General features: G+C 33.3%; 13 protein-coding genes. 4 read left to right on the top strand and 9 right to left on the bottom strand.

Features of this window, described 5'->3' with window-relative positions; genetic code table 11:
* Positions 1-124: 124 nt before the first annotated feature.
* Genes VK164_RS08510 through VK164_RS08500 form a run of 3 tightly spaced genes read left to right on the top strand, consistent with a single transcriptional unit; the run spans position 125 to position 8,792 of the window.
* A complete protein-coding gene (locus tag VK164_RS08510; protein WP_324208933.1) occupies positions 125-5,932 on the top strand; it encodes a gliding motility-associated C-terminal domain-containing protein in 5,808 nt (1,935 codons plus the stop codon).
* Between the two features lie 55 nt (positions 5,933-5,987).
* On the top strand, positions 5,988-6,908 hold the full coding sequence (locus VK164_RS08505) for a PorP/SprF family type IX secretion system membrane protein (RefSeq protein WP_166236934.1): 921 nt from the start codon (positions 5,988-5,990) through the stop codon (positions 6,906-6,908).
* A gap of 18 nt (positions 6,909-6,926) precedes the next feature.
* Positions 6,927-8,792: an OmpA family protein gene (locus VK164_RS08500; protein ID WP_324208932.1), complete on the top strand. Its 1,866-nt coding sequence runs from the start codon at positions 6,927-6,929 to the stop codon at positions 8,790-8,792.
* Between the two features lie 45 nt (positions 8,793-8,837).
* Here the strand turns inward: VK164_RS08500 and VK164_RS08495 are convergent, their stop codons facing one another.
* The 8 genes from VK164_RS08495 to VK164_RS08460 form a co-directional block, all read right to left on the bottom strand.
* Complete coding sequence (locus VK164_RS08495) at positions 8,838-9,290, bottom strand: 6-carboxytetrahydropterin synthase (RefSeq protein WP_324208931.1); 453 nt, start codon at positions 9,288-9,290, stop codon at positions 8,838-8,840.
* An 11-nt stretch (positions 9,291-9,301) separates the two neighbouring features.
* The gene (locus VK164_RS08490) at positions 9,302-9,484 is read right to left on the bottom strand and encodes a hypothetical protein (RefSeq protein ID WP_324208930.1); all 183 of its coding nucleotides are present in this window, start codon (positions 9,482-9,484) and stop codon (positions 9,302-9,304) included.
* Positions 9,481-10,239, bottom strand: a complete 759-nt coding sequence (locus tag VK164_RS08485) for an enoyl-CoA hydratase/isomerase family protein (protein ID WP_324208929.1) — start codon at positions 10,237-10,239, stop codon at positions 9,481-9,483. The genes VK164_RS08490 and VK164_RS08485 overlap by 4 nt, the downstream gene beginning before the upstream one ends.
* Complete coding sequence (locus VK164_RS08480) at positions 10,239-13,589, bottom strand: T9SS type B sorting domain-containing protein (RefSeq protein ID WP_324208928.1); 3,351 nt, start codon at positions 13,587-13,589, stop codon at positions 10,239-10,241. The genes VK164_RS08485 and VK164_RS08480 overlap by 1 nt, the downstream gene beginning before the upstream one ends.
* 160 nt (positions 13,590-13,749) lie before the next feature.
* Positions 13,750-17,154 (bottom strand): hypothetical protein, encoded by a 3,405-nt coding sequence (locus tag VK164_RS08475; RefSeq protein ID WP_324208927.1) that lies wholly within the window; start codon positions 17,152-17,154, stop codon positions 13,750-13,752.
* 126 nt (positions 17,155-17,280) lie between these two features.
* Positions 17,281-17,814 carry a hypothetical protein gene (locus VK164_RS08470; RefSeq protein WP_324208926.1) on the bottom strand — a complete coding sequence of 178 codons (534 nt, stop codon included), beginning with the start codon at positions 17,812-17,814 and terminating at the stop codon, positions 17,281-17,283.
* A gap of 1 nt (position 17,815) precedes the next feature.
* Complete coding sequence (locus VK164_RS08465; RefSeq protein ID WP_324208925.1) at positions 17,816-19,069, bottom strand: aspartate kinase; 1,254 nt, start codon at positions 19,067-19,069, stop codon at positions 17,816-17,818.
* A gap of 9 nt (positions 19,070-19,078) precedes the next feature.
* Positions 19,079-19,555, bottom strand: a complete 477-nt coding sequence (locus VK164_RS08460; RefSeq protein WP_324208924.1) for a GNAT family N-acetyltransferase — start codon at positions 19,553-19,555, stop codon at positions 19,079-19,081.
* Positions 19,556-19,668: 113 nt separating this feature from the next.
* Here VK164_RS08460 and fbp point away from each other — a divergent pair, with 113 nt between their 5' ends.
* The gene (gene fbp / locus VK164_RS08455; RefSeq protein ID WP_324208923.1) at positions 19,669-20,676 is read left to right on the top strand and encodes a class 1 fructose-bisphosphatase; all 1,008 of its coding nucleotides are present in this window, start codon (positions 19,669-19,671) and stop codon (positions 20,674-20,676) included.
* A gap of 75 nt (positions 20,677-20,751) precedes the next feature.
* Here fbp and VK164_RS08450 read toward each other — a convergent pair whose 3' ends face one another.
* Positions 20,752-21,186 carry a TerB family tellurite resistance protein gene (locus VK164_RS08450; RefSeq protein WP_324208922.1) on the bottom strand — a complete coding sequence of 145 codons (435 nt, stop codon included), beginning with the start codon at positions 21,184-21,186 and terminating at the stop codon, positions 20,752-20,754.
* Between the last annotated feature and the right edge of the window lie 127 nt (positions 21,187-21,313).

The raw sequence follows: 21,313 nt of genomic DNA, 5'->3' as shown, positions 1-21,313 counted from the left end.
ACATTTAAGCATCATTATGTGTAATTTGTCGATAAAAGACATCATTTAATCGATAGAGTTTTGTTTTTGATATGATTTATTTAATTTTGAGAAATTAATCAAACCATAACAAAAAAATAACATAATGAAAAAACTTTTACTTTTTTTCATGTCGTTCTTCACTATCTTCAGTTACGCACAGTTTCCTGAAGGTTTTGAAAATGCATCTTTCCCGCCAGCTGGTTGGGCAAGATTCGACAATGGAATTGGATTAGCTCAACAGTGGAATGAGACGACAAACGCCACATTAGTTTATGCGGGAGCTAAAGCAGCATTTTTGAATAGAGAAAATGTTACTGATGGTACAACTGCTTTAGATTGGTTAGTGTCGCCTGTAACTACGGTGCCTGCAAATGGGCAGTTGCGTTTTTACACAAGAAAAACTCAAAATGGGAACTTTGGTAGTATTTATACTATTCGGGTTTCTACAACTTCACAAACTACAGCAGCTTCTTTTACTACTGTTCAAACTTGGACAGAGGCTGATCTAGTGACAACGTATAACGTTTATGAACAAAAATTTGTAAACCTAAGTGCTTATGCGGGTCAAAATGTTTATATCGCTTTTGTTATGGAAAATGACAATGGAGATAGATGGTTGGTAGATAATATTAATCTAGATCCAATTTGTCAAGTTAATACAGCATTAACTGCAACACCATTGGCTACTTCGGCATCTTTATCTTGGACAAGTCCAAATACTGGGCCATGGGAAATTGAATATGGGCCAGCAGGTTTTGTTCAAGGTACAGGAACAATAGTTTCTGCAGCAACTAATACAAACTTTGTAATATCTCCTCTTAACCCATTAACAAATTATAGTTTTTATGTAAGAACGTTATGTGCGGCAGATAATCCAAGTGCATGGTCAGCTGTAGGTAATTTTCAAACTTCCGCTCTTCCACCTGGTTGTGGAGGTAACTTTATAGATTCTGGAGGGGCTTCTGGAGCATATTCAAATAGTGAAAATATTACAACAACAATATGTCCTACAACAGCAGGAGATATGGTAACAGTATTTTTTACATCTTTTAACACTGAGGCAACTTGGGATGCTTTGTATGTGTACGATGGTCCATCTACTGCATCTCCATTGATTGCAAGTACCAATGGAGCAGGAAACGTACCTGGTGGTTTGGCAGGTGGTTGGTGGGGAACAACAGTTCCAGGGCCATTTACATCGACTCATCCTTCAGGGTGTTTGACATTTGTGTTTAGAAGTGATACTTCAGTTACAAATCCAGGTTGGACAGCCAATGTAACATGTGGACCTCCGCCAGCTTGTGTGCAACCTTCAGGACTTACTGTTACAAATATAACTTCTGATAGTGCAACTCTATCGTGGATTGATAATAATATTACTCCTCCAGTTGGTGGATGGCAAATTGTGGTTCAACCAGTGGCTTTAGGTTATCCAACAGGTACCTCAACGATAATTATGGCTCCAACGAGTACATTTACTGTTACAAATTTAACGCCGAATACCTCTTATGAGTTTTATGTGCTATCTGATTGTGGTTCAACAGATGGAGTAAGTTTTTGGTCAGGACCAAGAGCATTTAATACATTATTTCCAGGTTGTAATGGTTCAACTCCAGCAGGAGATATTTGTGCAACAGCTGCACCAGTGTGTAACTTAGATGGTTATTGTGGAAATACTTCATCAACATATGGAGATGACTCATGGGGAGCATTAGATACTGCTTTTTGTGGATCAATAGAAAATAATTCATTCTTAACATTCCAAGCAGCTTCCACTTCAATTTCAATGAATGTTAATGTTGGAAACTGTACTAATGGAAGTGGAATTCAATTTATGATATTTACTACTCCAACATGTGGTTCTGGAGCAGTAACAAGTTTAGGTTGTTTTGGTAATATGGCTCCGGGGTTAAATGCTTTGACTTTTACAGGACTTATTCCAGGACAAAATTATTTCTTAATGATTGATGGTTTTGCTGGAGCAGTTTGTGACTATTCGGTAACATTAACATCAGGGGGTTCTGCAATTACGGATGTAACTTTAACACCAGATACTCCAACTATGTGTATGGGCCAAACATTAACACTTACAGCTGGTGGAGGTAATGGAGTATATAACTGGTCTCCAGCTACTGGATTAAGTGCTTTAACAGGAACTTCAGTTGTGTTTACACCTCCAGCTCCTGGAACATACACAGTTACAGTTCAATCAACAGATACAAATGCACTGTGTTCTACTATTAAATCAACAGTAATTACTGTTTTAGATGTAGTGACACCAACATTTACACAACCTGCACCAATATGTTTTGGAGATACTGCACCAGTTTTACCGACAACATCTAACAATGGTGTTACAGGAACATGGTCACCAGCGGTTGTTGATAATCTAAATTCTGCAACTTATGTGTTTACACCGACTGCAGGTCAGTGTGGAACAGTTGTTAGTTTAGATGTAACCGTTTTAGATCAAACAATACCTTCTTTTATTACGCCTTCTCCAATTTGTTCAGGAGATGTAGCGCCAGTATTGCCAACAACATCAAATAATGGTATTACAGGAACATGGTCACCAGCAGTAGTTAGTAATACAGCTTCTGGAACGTATGTGTTCACTCCAAATGCTGGACAATGTGCTACTACAAATTCAGTTTATGTTGAAGTATTAGCGACATGTACTTTTAATGCTTTTGCAACTGCAGCTTGGATTGAAAATTGTACAAATTCAGCAACAGATGGTGATTTCTTTAATATTACAGGTTCAGGTACTGATATTATCGGTCCTGTTGCGAATGTATTCCCAAGTTCTGACTTAGGGAACTATGTTCAAAATTCTGGAAATTTAATTTTTAGAGGTGCTGAATTAAAAACATTTAAAACAGCAACTTCAAATGTTTGTAGTGCTCGTTTAAATTATAGAGTTTATGAAGTTTCTGCTACACCAGGAGCGTTCACAGTAATAAATCTACCTTTCTTTGATAACTGTGGTGCTGGAACATTCCCTACTGGAGGTTCATGTGACCCAGGAGATCAAAAATGGCAAGAAATATTATCTGATTCAGAATCTCCAGTTGATTTAACAACATTTGCTCCAGGAAATTATAGAATTGAAGTTTTCTTTGACGTTACTGGAGATAATGATAATCCTGCTCAATGTGATGATACTATATTTGTTAACAATGCAGGAGCAAATTATTCAGCTACTTTCTCTATACAGTCTAACCCAGTATTAGTTTCTACTAACCCAACAACATGTAATGGTACTGAGGGTACAATCACAATAAGTGGATTTACTCCTAATGTTACTTACAGTGTAACTTATTCAGATGATACTGTAGTAGTTGGACCTGCAAATTATACTGCTAACGTATCAGGAGAAATTAATTTAATTGGTCTTAATGCAGGAGTTTATAATAACTTTAGCTTTGTAGTTAATGGATGTACATTTACAAGTGCTACTCAAATAACATTAGTAGATCCTGTTTATGTTCCAACGTTCGCGCCAATTGGACCTTTCTGTGTTGGTGATACAGTTACTTTACCATCAACTTCTATTGAAGGATTCCCTGGAAGTTGGACATTAGGAGGTAATCCTGTTACAACATTTGATTCTTCAGTTGCGGGTACATATACATTAAACTTTGTTCCTGCTGCAGGGCAATGTGTTAATAATTCAGGAACTTTATCGGTTCTTGTTAATCCAATTCCAACTATTACAAGTGTACTTAATCCAGCAGTTTGTTTTGGGAATAATGCTGTATTTACTATAATATCTAGTCCAAATACAACAATTAATTATACAATAAATGCTGGTCTTCCATTAGTGTTAAATGTAGATGGAACAGGTGTAGCTACAATTACTGTAAATAATCCAGCTGTAGGAAATGTTGTTTTAGCATTAAGTCAAATTAATAATGGCGCTTGTACTACTACACTAGGAACGTCATATACGGTTGTAGTTAATCCGTTACCTACAGCTTCTATTGCAGCAGTAGATGGAAATATTTGTATCGGTATTGGAAATGCTGAATTTACAATCACAGGAACTCCAAATGCAACTGTTACATATACAATTAATGGGGGATCTCCTCAAACAGCTGTTTTGAGTGCTACGGGTACTTACACAATTACTCAAGTAACTCCAGCTGCTGATGTAGTTGTTGCTTTAACTAGTGTTGCAAGTACAAGTTGTACAGTGCCACTTACTCAGACTTCAACAGTAGTTGTTACGACTATTGCTGTCCCAACTATTAATGTTACGGCTCAGCCAGTATGTTCTAATCAAACAGCAACTTTTGATGTAATTTCACCACTTAATTTACAATTAAACTTTCCTTCGGATTTATTTATTTCTGAGGTAACCGATGCACAAACAGGATCTTTAACTTATGTGGAAATTTACAATGGTACTGGAAGTGCTAAAAATTTAGCTAATTACAAGTTGAAAATTATGACTAATGGTAATCCAACTCCATCAGCTGCTTGTAATATTACTTTAAGTGGAACCATTGCAAACAATGATGTTGTAGTAGTAAAATTAAGTAATAGTGCTAATATCACAGGTATTGTTCCAGATTTAACATATACTACATGTAATGGTGTAAATAATAATGATAAAATTGCTCTTGCAACTATTGCAGATGTAGAACTTGATGTATGGGGAACTTCTGATGGAACTCCATTTACTCCAAGTAATGGTGTTGGATATGTTTATAGAAGACTTAATTCTGCAACATTACCATCTACAACATGGAATCCTGCTGATTGGACAGCTTTAGATCCTGAAGTTTATGGAGATGTTGGTTTCTATAGTTTATATGTTTCTAATTATGAATATATTTTAGACGGAACAACAACTCAATCTAATGTTACATTTACAGGTGTTGTACCGGGAACCCACACTTTAGTAGCTCATGATTTAATGACAGGATGTTTTTCTCAACCATTAACATTTACAATTAACCCTGTTGTATATACAAATCCTGTAGTTACATTCTCATATACTACTCCAGTATGTATTTCTAGTACAACAAACCCTTTGCCTGATACTTCAGCGGCTGGTTTTGCTAATGGAGGTACATATTCATCTACAACTGGTTTAGCAATAAATAGCGTTACGGGTGAAATTGATTTATCAAATAGTACTGTAGGTTCTTATGTGGTTACTTATTCAGTTGCTGCTGATGCTGCTAACTGTACCAACGCTGGTACAAGTACAGCAAATATTGTTATTTCACCACTAAATAGTTCTACTTTTAATAGTCTTGGTGATGTTTGTGAAAATTCAGTATCACCTGCACTTCCTGCTACTTCTGTTGAAGGATATACAGGTACGTGGTCGCCATCAACTATTGATAGTGCATTAGTAGGGAATACGACTTATACATTTACTCCAGATGCGGGACAATGTGCTGCAGTAGGAACGTTAGTAGTAACTGTAATTAATAGAGAAACGCCAACATTTAATCCTATTCTTGATTTATGTATTGGTTCTTTAGATGTTACTTTACCAGTAACTTCAATTGAAGGTTATGCAGGAACTTGGTCTCCAGCAGCTATTAACACCTCAGCTGTAGGTACTACTACCTATACTTTTACTCCTGATGCATCAATATGTGCTTCATCTACTACTTTAGATGTTGTTGTTATTAATTGTGAAATACCTAAAGGAATTTCTCCAAATAATGATACTAAAAATGATACTTGGGATTTATCAGGATATGATATTAGAAAAGTTGAAATATTCAATCGTTATGGAACAATCGTTTACAGCAAATCTGGATATGAAAACGAATGGTATGGTCAATCAGACAATGGAAATGAGCTTCCTGATGGAACTTACTATTATGTTATAGAATTTAACGACTTACCTGCAAAAACAGGTTGGGTATATATTAATAGAGAGCAATAATTAAAAAAGTAGGCTGCTTCAAATTTGAGGCAGCCAGCTTTAAAAATCAAAAATAATGAAGAAACTATATTTAGTAGCTTTAGTAGTAATTGCCACCGTAGTGGATTTACACGCACAACAAGATCCACATTATACACAATACATGTATAATATGAATGTTATCAATCCAGCTTATGCTGGAAGTAAAGAAAATTTATCAATCGGTATGTTGTATCGTAAACAATGGGTAGAAATTGAAGACGCTCCAACAACTGCAACATTATCAGGTCATGCGCCAGTAGGTAAAAATGTAGGTTTAGGATTATCTGTTATTTCTGATAAAATTGGACCAGTTGAAGAGAATAATATTTATGCTGATTTCTCTTATACTTTAAATTTAGGAGGTGAACATAAATTAGCATTCGGTTTAAAAACAGGTATAACATTACACAATGTTGCTTTGTATAGTGATATTTATAATACACTTCCTCAGCCAAATGACCCAGCATTTTCAGAAGATACAAATAATTCTTACTTGAATATGGGAGCTGGATTTTTCTATTATACAAACAAGTATTATTTAGCATTATCTGTTCCAAATATGATTAAGTCAAAGCATTTAGATTTTAATGGAAGAGAATTTGGTTCTGAAACCTCACATTATTTTTTAACTGGAGGTTATGTATTTGATGTTTCTGAAAATATCAAATTCAAACCTTTCTTCATGTTAAAATCTGCATTTAATGCACCTTCATCTTTAGATTTGTCTACAAACTTTTTATTCAATCAAAAGTTTGAAGCAGGTGTAACATATCGTTTAGATGATAGTTTTGGAGCTATGGTAAACTATGCAATTACCCCTAATGTTAAATTAGGTTATGCATATGATCATATAGTATCGGATTTGAATGTAACAACTCCATCCTCACATGAGATTATCTTGTTGTTTGATTTGAACTTCCCGAAAAAAGTATCAAGTTCACCAAGATTTTTCTAACCTAAAAGCGATAACGACATGAAAAAAATATATTTAACATTGAGTTTTGTAATCGCAAGTGGTTTACTTAGTGCACAAAACAAAGACACCAAAGTTGCAGACAAACTATTCGATAGATACGAGTATGTAGATGCAGCTAAAGAGTATTTAAAACTTACTGAAAGTGGTAAAGCAGATACTTACGTATATAAACAATTAGCAGATAGTTATTACAACGTTTTTAATACAAAAGAAGCTGTAAAGTGGTATGCGAAAGCAATTGAGCAAAAACAAGACGCAGAAACTTATTATAAGTATGCTCAAATGCTAAAGGCGGAGGGAAATTACACGGAAGCAGATAAGCAAATGAGACAATTTGCAAGTTTAGCTCCAAGCGATCAAAGAGCTAAGACTTTTTCAAGTAATCCTAACTATTTACCGACTTTAAAAAATCAGTCGAAATTATACGATGTTGTAAAATCTGACATTAGTAGTGATAAAACTGATTTTGGTACTGTATTGACTAATGATAATAACGTTTATTTTTCAAGTGCTAGAAATACTTCAAGAAGAAATAGCAATTGGAATGAAGAACCATATTTAGATTTATACAAAGCTACTTATAATGCAAATGGTACAATAAGTGAAGCTGTTGCTATTGATAACTTGAATACAAAATGGCATGATGGTCCCGCTTCTATTAGTTCAGACGGGAATACAATGTATTATGGTAGTGAAAGTTTCAACGAAAAGGAGTATACAAAGGATAAAGAAAAGAAAGCAAAATTCGGCAAAATTTATCTTTATAAAGCTACAAATGCTGGAGGTTCTTGGTCAAATGGTAAACCGTTACCTTTTAATAATGCGGCATACGACGTAAGAAACCCAAGTATAAGTAAAGATGGTAAAACTTTATATTTTTCTTCAAATATGCCAGGTGGTTTTGGTGGAGAAGATATTTGGAAGGTTTCTGTTAATGGAGATGAATATGGGACTCCTGAAAATTTAGGAGCAAAAGTTAATACTGAAGCAAATGAAAGTTTTCCTTTTATAACTGATGATAATATACTTTTCTTTTCTTCAAATGGGAAACAAGGATTTGGGGGATTAGATGTTTTTAAAATTGATTTTAATAAAGGAGCTGATGCTGTCAATGTTGGTGCACCTGTAAATACTGAAAAAGACGATTTTTCATTTACTTACAATACAAGTAAAAAAGTTGGTTTTTTCTCAAGTAATAGAGCTGGTAACGATGATATTTATAAAGCAGATCCTGTTTGTGGTGTTCAAGCTATTGCTTTAGTTAAAGATGCTAAAACAGGCAATGTAATTGGTGATGCTTCAGTTGTATTAGTTGATTCTAAAGAAAAAGTTGTTGGTAATCAGTCTACTAGTGCTGATGGAAAAACTTCATTTGGTGTTAATTGTAATATGCCATACAATTTCCAAGTTTCAAAACAAGGATATGAGAGTGGTGTGTTTGAAGTTGCTAAGACTGATGGTGGTGAGGTAGTAGTTGAAGCTTTATTACAGCCAATCATGCCAATTATTACTGAAAATGAAGTTATACTTCAGCCAATTTATTTTGAGTTTAATAGAAGTAATATTACACAGCAAGGAGCTGCTGAACTTGACAAGTTAGTTCAAGTGATGAACGAGCATCCAACGATGGTAATCTTTGCAAAATCTCATACAGATAGTAGAGGTAGTGATAAATATAATTTGAACTTATCAGATAGAAGAGCAAAATCTACAGTTCAATATTTAGTTTCTAAAGGAATTGCTAAGGATAGAATTTCTGGACAAGGATTCGGTGAAAGCGAGCCTAAAGTTACATGTGATAAATGTACTGAAGAAGAGCATTCTCAAAATAGAAGAAGTGAATTCTTAATTGTAAAGAAATAGTTTTAAGAATAAATATAAAAAGCCTCGCAAATGCGAGGCTTTTTTTTAGTCATTATCACTTGCAAACCATTCCGCAAATGAAGTTTCTGTTTCTTGTAGCCTTAATGAGTGTAATTTTATATTTTCAGGTAATAAGTTTTTAATTTTATTAGAAAAGTCAATAACCATATTCTCACTTGTGGGTTGATAGTCAACTAAGATTACATGGTGACCGCGTTTTTTTAATTCGTGTGCTAATTCAACATGTGGTGTGTTTTTATTAAAAACGGTAGCGTGATCAAATATATCAACAATTTGTTCTTTAACAATTTTTTTTAAATCACCAAAATCTATAACCATACCATATTTTACATTGGTAGTATCAGCTATTGGAGATCCAATCACTGTTACAGAAAGTTTGTAGCTGTGTCCGTGAACATTTTTGCATTTCCCGTCATAACCAAATAAAGCATGACCAGTTTCAAAACTAAATTGCTTGGTGATTCTAATTTTTGACATCAGTATAATTGTTAGTTATTTAGATTTTTTTCTTTCTTTTTAGCTCGATAGTATAAAAAATAGGCTAAACCAACCAAAACTATGAAAGGCACAAATGAGCCAATTAAAACACCGATTTGATAATTCTCATCAGGAGCTGTTTTTAATTTTTCTTCAATATTAACTTGCTGCAAAGCTATAAGTAAACTTCTCATTTTTTAAATTTTTGTAATGCTTCTTTAGTGTATTCTGAGAGCACTAATCTACCTGAAATTGCTGCTCTTTCATAGAGTAAGTTATCCCAACTTTCAGTTCCTTCCCAGAATATTTTTTTTATTTCTTCTAATGCTTCTATATTATAGTTAGATAATTCGAATACAAATGTATTTAATCTCTCATCTAATTCTTCTAATGTGCTAAAAACCTCTGAAAACAAACCGTTATCTTTTGCCCACTTAGCCGATTTCCATTCGGTTGGTGTTAATGTCATTTCTGAAAAAGCTCTTTTGCTTATTTTGCGACTAACAGCTGGTTCAATTACAAATGGTCCTATTCCAATAGCTATTTCAGATAATTTGATATCGCTTTTTTCGGTTGCAAAAACATAATCACAGGCGGCAGCTAGTCCAACTCCTCCTCCTACAGCTTTACCTTGGATTCTTCCAATAATAAGTTTAGAACATTTTCTCATGGAGTTGATAACATTCGCAAAACCAGAAAAAAACTTATTGCCATTTTCAAAATTTGAAATTAAAAGAAGTTCATCAAATGAAGCTCCTGCACAGAAAGCACCAGTGCCGTCACTTTGAAGAACAATAACAGCAACTTCTTTGTTTTTGTCTAATTCATAAAATTCATCAGTTAGTTTTTGTAGTAATTCACTAGGAAAAGAATTACTTGCCGGATGCGAAAATGTTATAATCGCAACGGCGTCTTGTATAACTGTATTTATTGAACCTGATAGTATCATTATCTTTTTAAACTAAAGTGCGATTTAAATTCTTTACGTTTGTTGTTTTCTGTATATTCTACCTTGAACCAATAGTCTGTAGAAGGAAGTAGATTTCCATTATATGTTCCATCCCACCCATTTCCATTGGCACTGATTTGTTTAATTAATTTTCCATATCTGTCATAAATAGAAATTATTCCATAATACTCTGTTGGTAGGCTAACAATCCAAGTGTCATTAAATCCATCTGCATTTGGTGTAAAATAATTTGGATACGTTATTGTTTGAATTTCATCAGAAGCTAATAACCCACATCCTTGTATGTCTCTAACATATACAGTGTAACTTCCGTTTTCCAATTCAGAAAATATTGGGCTAGATTGCCAATCAATAGCATTTAAACTATATTCATAAACTCCAAATCCACCAGTAGCAATCGCTTCTATTGTTGCCAAACCACTTGAAAATGCAGGAGTAATTAAATTAGCATCAAATGTTGCTGGTTCAGATGAAAAAGTAGCAAGAATTGTATCAAAATTTTGACAATTAGTAACGGTATTAGTTACTACAACAGAATAAGTTCCAGGAGCAGTAATATTATAAAAAGGTGAATTTCCTAATGGATTTACGGGTGTCCACACATAAGAATAATTCCCTGAAGTTGCAGGAGTTGCATCAACAATTTGAGAGCCAATTCCAGTAACTGGATCTAAGCAAAGTGCAAAATTTTCACCTAAATTAACATCTGGTAATGGGTTTACAATTAATCTTAAAAATGGCCCTAAACCAGCACATTCATATAAATTACTTTCAATTCTTACCCAAATAGTTTGGTTGTTAGGAATGGTATTTCTAAAATTTAGAAAAGTAGTAATCGCATTTTGTTCACTAATTGCATCAGCTTCATTTAAATAATAAGAGTATGTATAAGATTGACCAACAGGAAATAGGACCGTTAACAAAGGTTCAATTTCTGTAAGATTAAAATAATCAATTCCATCAACGTCAGTGTCAGCTAAACTTATATAATCATCACATTCTTCAATAGTATATGAGTAATTTTGAGAAATAGTAGTTGCAGAAACAATTAAATTAACTTGAGCTACTCTAAAACACCCTAAAGTATTAGTAATCCTTGCCCATACAATACTTCCATTAGCCGCTGAATGTGAAATATCATTGGTTACTAAATCGTTGTTATTTAATGCTCCCGATTGGCTATTATGATAAGTAAAAGTATTTGTTAAATCAGTCGAAATGATTGTATTTGCTTGAGTTAAATTAAAATCAGTAACCGCGTCAGTATCAGTGTCACATTGTTTTAATGTAACAATTGAATTTACCGATGGTAACGGTTTTACAATTAAATTGAACGAAGTAGTACTATAACAACTTGTAGCTGTATTAGTTAATCTTACATAGATAATTCTGTCATTGGTATAAATAGACGTAATAGCATTTTGGCCAAGTAGAGCATCGTTCGGATCTGTATGGTATGTGGCAACAACTCCTGATTGAGTACCTACTGCTTCTATATCTTTCGATGTTAGATTAAAAGTAACAAATCCATTCGTGTCATTTCCATCTATATTATTATCACATAATTCGTAATTGGAAATAGGAAAAATTTGAGGGATTAAATTTTTGGTTACATTAATTTCAGCAAAAGATGATTCACAAATTCCAGTTCCAGGAATTGAGTAAGTATATATCCCAGATGAGTCAACGCTTGGGTTAAATATGCCATTTCCAGAACTTAAATTTGGAGACCAATTCCCGCCTGAGACTGCACCTGGACCTAATAAATCGAATAAATTGATTAAAGAATTATTTTCACAAATAGAAATTGAATTACTTGTTCCAACAAAAGGAGCTATTTCAATTGTAACATTAACTTTAATTGTAATTACAAGAGATGAACTATCACATATTTTGTTAAAGGTGTAAAAATAATCTCCTCCAATATTTTGTGATGGATTAAAAGTATTATTTACAATTGGATTTCCACCTGACGGACTAGTCCAAGTTCCACCTGGTTCAGGATTTCCATTAATTGCATCTAAAAGATTGATTGTTTGATTAGAGCATATTTTCACATCTGTATCCAAAGGTGTGCTTCCAAAGCCAGAATAATATCCCCCAAATCCTGCAACACCACTGTATCCAAAAACGCCCACTGCTAAGGGGCCTGTTGATGTAATCTTAGTGTCTCCAGTTTGGTTTTCAATTTTATATGTTACCCATGTATTATTTCCAATTAGAGGTTCTGGTAATGATGCTACAGGTGTGTCATTAATTGATAATACGGCTGTGTTAGTTGTTATTGCAATAACGTCGCTATCGTAAATGACTGTTCCTATTTGATCTATGCTAGGTATTAAGTCTACAGATTTTTGAAAAAAACAGCTTAATGGAGGTATGAAATTCAATCCATTTGTTGCATCACTAATACTTCCAGCAATAATTTGGTACATATAAATAGCGTTATTACTAGTAATGTACATGTTTTTGTTATTCGTTCCTTGATAAAGGGAATTAGGAACTAAATAATATTGTCCCGCGCTTAATGTAATTAGTGGTGTAGTGTTTCCGTTTACGTAAATTTGTGTATTGTCTTGAGTTGCAATAACTAATGGGTATTCTGATAAGTTACTTCCATTTCCTCTTACCAACGCATATTCCGTGCCTACTTTTTCTACAGGTACTATTTGATCTAAAGTAAAATCTTGCCCATCTTCTGGTGTTCCCATTCCAGCCAAACTATTTCCAGAATTAACTACAATTGGTTTACTTGAAGTGACTAATGCGCCGACAAAACCATCAAGATTTGCTGCTATATCAGAATATCCCGAAAGCACAACTACTTGTCCAGCATCTAATGTAAAATTTTGTGTATTTGAAAGGATATCATTTCCAGCAGAATGAAACACAACGTCTGTATTGTATCCAGACACATCTATCTCGGTATCGTCTTCTGTTGCCATAAAACTTGCAACAAAATTTCTAGCGTCACCTAAATAAGCTTGAGGTAAACTTCCCAATCTAAATTCTGTACCTAGGCCATCTCTCCCTTTTAAAATTAAGGTTTCAGCATGATTTGTAGATTTCACCCTAAAACTGGCGTAAAATTCTTTGGTGCCTTCTAAAATTAATCCTTTGTTGTTCACAACCATATTAAGATTGTTTGCATCTAAGAACATTAAAGAAGGTTGTTGATTGTTAATATAAACTCTAACCGGATTTCCTTGAGATATTGTAAATGGAGAGCCTGAAATAGGAGAACCATTCCCAGTAGTTATTGTTACTTGAAAAGGCGTTGGTTCTGGAGTCGACAAATATACATAGTGTTCTTGAACAACTGAGCTCACTCTAGAGTGCAAAGGAGGTAGCCAATGTTTATTACTTAATTGTGAGTAACATACATTTGAAATTATAATCAGAAAAAATAATATTTTTTTTAACATAGTTCTTTTTTATCGGGATAGCTTGTAAAATTAAGCAGAAATGTAGAATTAATCTAAATATTAACTAAAAAAACGCTCTTAGTTGTATATTTCCTGTATGGATGGTCTTACTAGTTTCGCTATTTCTGCCTTGATAGTTGATATTAATATCTAAATATTGTGTTAAATTTTTCTGCAAAAGCAATCGCCACGTTTTATTTTTGCCTGGTTGTAAGCCTTCTAACATTTGAAAACCTACTGCTGATAAAGCATTTCCATCATACGAATTGTTATACATCGAAAATTCGCCATTCATGCTAAATCCTTTTTCACTATTAAACATAAATGATGTTCCTAATTTAGTTTGGGTTAAGGTTTCAAATGCACCAATTTGATTTTCTTTTTGTTGGTATTCGTAAAAAACAGTCCAACTTGCGTTTTTAGAAAATAAATACCCAATTTTTGGCTCAATTTTATAACTTTTAATTTCAAAATTTCTGCTTGGATAATTTTCAGAAATAGATTGGGATGATGTTTTGCTCCCAGAGAAATTAAACAACCAACTTTTCTTTACCAAATGTTGATATTGTAATTGATGCGATTGATTTTTAGACGAAATGCTTCCCACAGAAAGCAAATTTTGACTTTCGTTCAGCAAGAACGAATAAGTCGTAGAATGATTTTGTTTTCCTCGATTAAAAAATAAACTATTTCTAAAATTCGTGCTCAAACCAATTAATTCATCTTCTTCTTTTGAAAACGGATTCAAATCAAAATTTGCTCCATTTCTTTTTATTTTTCGATCAATTAAAAACGAAGTTTGATTGTAAAAGTGCGAAGCAAATTTCTTAAAACCTTTTTCATTTTGCCATTGGTTAAAATTGAAATTCAGAGCTTGCGAAAATTTATTTTGGTGGGTTCGTACAAAAACTTGATTTGGTAAAAACACTCGAACGTAAATCGCTAAATCAGAATATGGAGCAATTTCAAACTCTTGCAATTCCTGAATTCCATTGCCATTATAATCATTCCACATGTAAACGCCTTGTCCTGGTTCTACTTCTAAATAGGTAAATTCTTGTTGAGCAATCGTACCTGAACTGGTTTCGTAAGCAGTTGTAGTCTGAATTAATTGTCCAAAAAATCTATCGGAATACAAAATTCGTGAATTTAACGAAGGTTCGTCTTTTAAATTGGAATCTTCATATTTCAATGTTCTATAATTCAAAAAGATACTCAAATTGCTTTTTTCGGTTTTAATTAATTGCGATTTTAAGTAATACGAATTCGAATGATTTACGCGCTCAATTCGGTTGTTTTGCAAACTATCATTCTGGCGTTGTAAAAATCCCAATTCCACAAAAACCTTCGTAGAATCGCCTCTTCCTACAAAAGCACCATATTCTAAAAAGCGTTGGCTCAAGGCCGAAAATGTACTAGTTGCTTTTAGTTTTTCGGAATTATTTTCCAAATTTACTGTCGCACCAACCCAATTTTTACCAAATTTATACGACGAACGATTTTCACTTCTAGAAAATGATGAATTTGAAAGTTCGGAATCGCTTTTCATTACGCTCGAATTACTCCAAATCATCCAATTTTTCGTAGCATATCTTCCGGATAAAGTGTGTTTATTTCCTGAAAAAGTATCGCCAAAAGTTAAATTTTCAAACTGATAAAGCGCTTTTCCTTTGTTATTGAAATTAAAATCCAATCCCGAAGTCAAAAAGCTTTGATTACCAAAAAAAGTAGAAGTAATGTTCCAATCTCTATTAAATTCGATGTTGTACAAACGTTCAATGGTTTTGAAGTTTTCTTGCACCAACTGATAATTCGCAAAGGCATCAATTTTGGTTTTACCATTAAAAAGACGTTGTTTACCATTGAATTTTCCGGCAAAACCTTTGTTATTATTGTCGTCTAAATTCGAATATAAATTTTGATCGCTGTTACTTAATGCTACTTCAAAATCTAAAAGCGTTTTCTCACTCGGATTGTATTTTCCTAAAATCGTTGCCATTTGAATTTTTGTTGGCGCAATCAAACGAACAATCGGTTCATAATTTCCTTGCGGAATTCCGCCAATTGGCGCAACATATTCATAAATTTTTCCAACGGCTTGATTGTTGACCAAAACATAATTTCCTTGATTGTTTCCCACTAATGAAAATCGCACATTGTACAATTCATCAGTTGGATTATTCGAATATTCAAAAACTTCAGCCGCACCAATAATTACTTTTTTGTACAGAATTTTATTCTCGGAATAGGTGTCTAAATACGCTGAAGGTCCGTTCATTTGAGAAATATCATCGCCAGCGTTTTGCAAAATATCAATTTGTTCCGAAGATAAATTTTGTTGCAACGGCTGATTTTTCACATCGCTTTCCGAATACACATAACCACCAATTTGCCAATTTTCTCGCTCGTGCGAAATTCCTCCGTAAGTAATAAATCGGGTAAAATTTCTATCGGTATATTGATATTCTACGTTGATTCGCATTTCGGAAGTAATCGGAAATAAAGAAGTAAAAATGATTTCTCCGGCATTGTAATCTATGATATAATCGTTGTTTTCTCCACGCGTTTTCAAAATCCCGTTCACGTAAACACGTTCTGAACCTGAAATCACTAAAACATACAATTCGTTGTTATTTCCTCGTAATTTATATGGTCCTTGATTTCCTTCTTGACCTACAAAAGCACTGCGAGCATATTGTCCACGCACCAAAGCTCCAGAAGCAACTACTTCTGTTTTTTTATCAGGTGTTCCAAAGGTAAAATGAGTTGATAAGCCTTGTACTTTTTTGTTGAAATTAAGGAAAGCTGATTTTCTATTTTCCAGAAATAAATCACCAGCGCGAATATTCCATTTATCGGAAAATAATTCGATGAAGATTTGATCAAATTCATCTAGTTTTTGCGAATAACCACCTTCTTGCAGCGGAATGTTACTATCTTGAATGGAAGCTCGTAAACTCACTTTTTCCGAGATTTTCCCTGTGATTTGCAAATCTAAATTTGAATTCACCACCGTATTTTGATTGTTGCCAACGGTTATGCCTCGTGTAATACTTCCAGAAGTATTTAATCCATCGAAAGGTTTGAATTTTGTGTTTTTGTCTTTTTTGAAAACGATTAATTTTCCAGCTTCGTTTGAAACCACTTTGTCGTCATCATAAATAGAATACGTTTTAGTTAAAAACTCTGGAAATTTTGAATAGCGAACTACTAACGAATCGGAAGTTGTGATTTCTTTTGTAAAAACTAAGGTTCCTTTTTGGAAATTTACTTTGTAGAAGCTCGTATCAATGACTTTTCCGCTTTTGTCTTTAATTTCAAAAAAGGAATTATTTAAACTGAACTTTTCAATTGAAATTGTATCTTTTGAAAACGCAATTTTTTTAGTTGGATACGGTTGTAGCGTTTCCTGAGCAAAACCGCCCAAAACACAAAACAGAAATCCCGCTAAAAAAACAATTTTTTGCATAAATACTATAACTCCGAATCTTCAAAAGTAGTATTTATTGTTGGAAAGTTTAGAGTTATTTTCTTGAAAAGTAAAAAACACAATCTTGTCATGTTAACGTAGGGAAACGTCACATTATGAGATTTTTCATGCTTCGGAATGACAAGATTGTGTGGGAATTATATGTTTTTTATAATTTATTATTTGAGTCGATTTTTTATAGAAGAAAAGCAATAATCCCAAAAATAGCATTACTAAACCATCAAATAAAAAATCTAGAATTACATTTGGCATAAATCCTCCTGTGAATCTAAAAACTATTCTCAAATAATCCCAAAGTAATAAGTCTAATTTAAATAATAGAAAAGCAATCAACAAGGCCAAAACAGAATTTAACCAAAACCATTTTCTGTAAATAGAAATGCTAAACGAAATTATAAAAGCGACCAGTAAACCGATAAATTTTGAAACTCCAGTTATCATAAAAAAATCACTCATTCTTTTTGTATCAAATGGGACTTCTTCAAAAACGGGCATTTCGTTTCTGTTTTTTATGATGAATTCTGTGAATTCAATGTCATGTAAATAAGATAGAATATAAAACGAATGAATAAAAAACCATGTTGCAATAAAGTGCAATAGAATATGCTTCCAATTCAGGTGTTTTAATATTTCTTTCATTTTATTCCTTCGTTATAACCTGCATCGTTTCTCTCGAAATTTGTCGCAACAATATTGTTTTATTAGTTTCTACGACTTTTGCAGCGTTTTCGTCAAAATGTCTTATAGTGTAAAGTGATACGTTTTCGTTATAAGAAACTTTGAATTTTTTAGCTAATACTTTTCGTAACTCTTCAAAGCTGTTGTATTTGTCTTCGATACAAACCGAGAAACTAATCGCAGTGTTTTGAATTAAATTCACTTTCACTTTGAATTTTGCAAATAAAGCAAAGATTTCACTGATGTGATTTTCCATTATAAAGTCGAAATCAATAGACGATAACGATAATAACAACTGGTTTTTCTTTACAATGAAACAAGGTGTGTGTGGTTCTAAATCGGCACCTTTTGAAACGCTAGTTCCCGGTAATGTTGGGTTGATAAATGATTTTACAAACAACGGGATTTCTTTTTTTTGTAAAGGTTGTAACGTTTTTGGGTGAATAACCGAAGCTCCGTAAAACGCTAACTCAATCGCTTCTCTGTACGAAATTTGGTTTAATAAAACCGCGTTTTCAAAATATCTTGGATCAGCATTTAAAACTCCAGGAACGTCTTTCCAAATGGTAACGCTTTCGGCACCTAAACAATAAGCAAAAATTGCAGCTGTATAATCTGAACCTTCACGACCTAAAGTAGTCGTAAAATTATTTTCATCTGAACCTAAAAATCCTTGAGTGATGTTTAATGTTTTCTTTTTAACTCCTTTTGGAATTAATTTTTGAGTAGTTTCCCAGTCTACTTGCCCATCACGGTAATTGTTATCAGTTTTAATCAACGGACGCACATCAATCCAATTGTTTTTCAATCCTTTGTAATTGAAATAGTGACTTACTATTGTGGTTGATACTAATTCTCCTACGCTTACCACTTGGTCATAAACAAAACTATAATTTGGTGATTTGTTACTGCGAATAAAATATTCCAAATCATCAAAATGAGCAGTTACATCAAAAAACACATCGTGTTCTTCGTCCTCAAATAAATCTAATAAAATTTGGTTGTGGTACTTTCGAACCTCTTGAAGGGAAGCATTTAATTCTTTTGACTTTTCAAAATAGTTTTTGATTACCACTTCTAGAGCATTTGTGGTTTTTCCCATTGCAGAAATTACCAATAAAACATCTTCGTGTCCTACCATGTTTAAAACGTGTAATACGTTTTTTACGCCTTCGGCATCTTTAACCGATGCACCTCCAAATTTAAAAATTTTCATTTTGAAGTATTATATAGTTGTGTTTAAAAATTGTTCAATTCCTTTGTCGTCCATATGCACCACACGCCAATCGCCTAAAACTTTAGCACCCGATTTTTCATAGAAATCAATAGCTGGTGTGTTCCAATCTAAGACATTCCATTCGATTCTACGGACATTTTCTGCTTTTCCTTGTTTGATGATTTCTTTGTAAAGCGAAAAGCCAGCACCTGTTCCGCGTTTGTTTTCTTTTACAATTAAATCTTCTAAATGAATGGTTTTGCCTTTCCAAGTTGAATATCGATAATAAAACAAAGCCATTCCGATTATTTCGTTATCAACTTCAGCAACAAAACATTGAAAAAGCGGATTTTCAGAAAAACCATCACGAACCAGATCATCAACAGTTACTACAACTGCATCAGGTTCTTTTTCAAAAATAGCTAATTCTTGTATCAATTCTAGTACAGATGGCATATCTTTTTTCAAGGCTTTTCGGATGATCATTTTTGTATTTTTTTACAAAAGTAAAATTAAGTTAAACATCTTTTCAAATTAATATGCTCTTTTAACAAAATTCACGATATTTGTGCCACAAACACAACTACAACGTTTTCGTAATGGAAGAAAGAAATAGAACATTAGGCGAATTTATTATTGAACATCAAAATTCGTTTCAGTACTCAACAGGAGAATTATCGCGTATTATTAACTCTATTCGTTTGGCTGCAAAAGTAGTTAATTATAAAGTTAATAAGGCAGGTTTAGTTGATATTGTTGGTGCAGCCGGAGAGCAAAATATTCAAGGAGAAGATCAACAAAAATTAGACGTTTATGCGAATGAGGTTTTTATTCAAACCTTAATTAATCGTGAAATTGTTTGCGGGATTGGTTCGGAAGAAAATGATGATTTCATTACTGTTGCTGGTTCGGATAATTCACATAATAACAAATATGTGGTTTTGATGGATCCGTTGGATGGATCTTCTAATATTGATGTAAATGTTTCTGTTGGAACAATTTTTTCGGTTTTTAGAAGAATTACACCTGTGGGAACTCCAGTAACTATTGAAGATTTCTTGCAACCAGGAATCAATCAAGTGGCAGCTGGTTATGTGATTTATGGAACGTCAACCATGTTAGTTTATACAACAGGTCATGGTGTAAACGGATTTACATTGAATCCAGCTATAGGAACTTTTTATTTGTCGCACCCAAATATGAAATATGCTGAAAACGGAAAAATCTATTCTATCAATGAAGGAAATTATGTTCATTTCCCACAAGGCGTAAAAGATTATATTAAATATTGTCAGTTAGAAGAAGGAGACAGACCTTATACTTCTCGCTATATAGGAAGTTTAGTGTCAGATTTTCATAGAAACATGATTAAAGGTGGGATTTATTTGTATCCAACTACTTCAAAAACACCAAATGGAAAGTTACGTTTGTTATACGAGTGTAATCCAATGGCATTTATAGCTGAGCAAGCAGGCGGAAAAGCATCGGATGGTTTTAAAAGAATTATGGAGATTCAGCCAACTGAACTTCATCAAAGGGTTCCTTTTTTCTGTGGAAACAAAGAAATGGTTGAAAAGGCAGAAGAATTTATGTCAAAGGCGAAATAAATTATTTAAATTGATAAAATCAAAAAAGCACAAATTCTAATGAGTTTGTGCTTTTGTATTTTAAAACAGTTTGAATTATCTGTTCATGTGTTGCATTTCGTAAGTGAATGTATCTAAATCTACATTCATGTCTACTAATTTTAATGCTTTGTCCACAATATAATTTACATTACCAGCTGTAAATCCTAAAGCCAAAGCAAAACGAGTTAATAAATTATGCTCTTTTTCAGCCATTACATGCTCGTCAGTGTAAACCATTCTTGCTAAATCATACAAACGCTCTAAGCGGTGCGTATGCATTAATGGTGGGTTTACTGGATATTTTAAAGGATTTTCTAAAATTTCTTCATACTCTGCTTGAGAAATTTCTAATTTGATAGCTAATTTGTCTAAAAATTGTTTTTCCTCTTGAGAAATTGCTCCGTCAGACAAAGCAACTCTTACAATTGCTGAAAAGTGACCTTTATTTCTATTTCTAAAACCACTATCGAATAAATCTGAAATTGACATGTTGATTGTTTTTTATATTGTGCAAAATTACACAAAAAATCTTTTTTTTGGAAACAATTTCACAAGCTTTTCTGAAAGATTTTGTCAACTTCTAAAAATAAATTGTAAGTTTGAATTCCCCAATAAA

It is taken from the genome of Flavobacterium sp., from assembly GCF_035299005.1.
Lineage (GTDB): Bacteria > Bacteroidota > Bacteroidia > Flavobacteriales > Flavobacteriaceae > Flavobacterium.
Note: the sequence above shows the minus strand (reverse complement) of the source record. Positions and strands in the feature narration are given on the sequence as shown.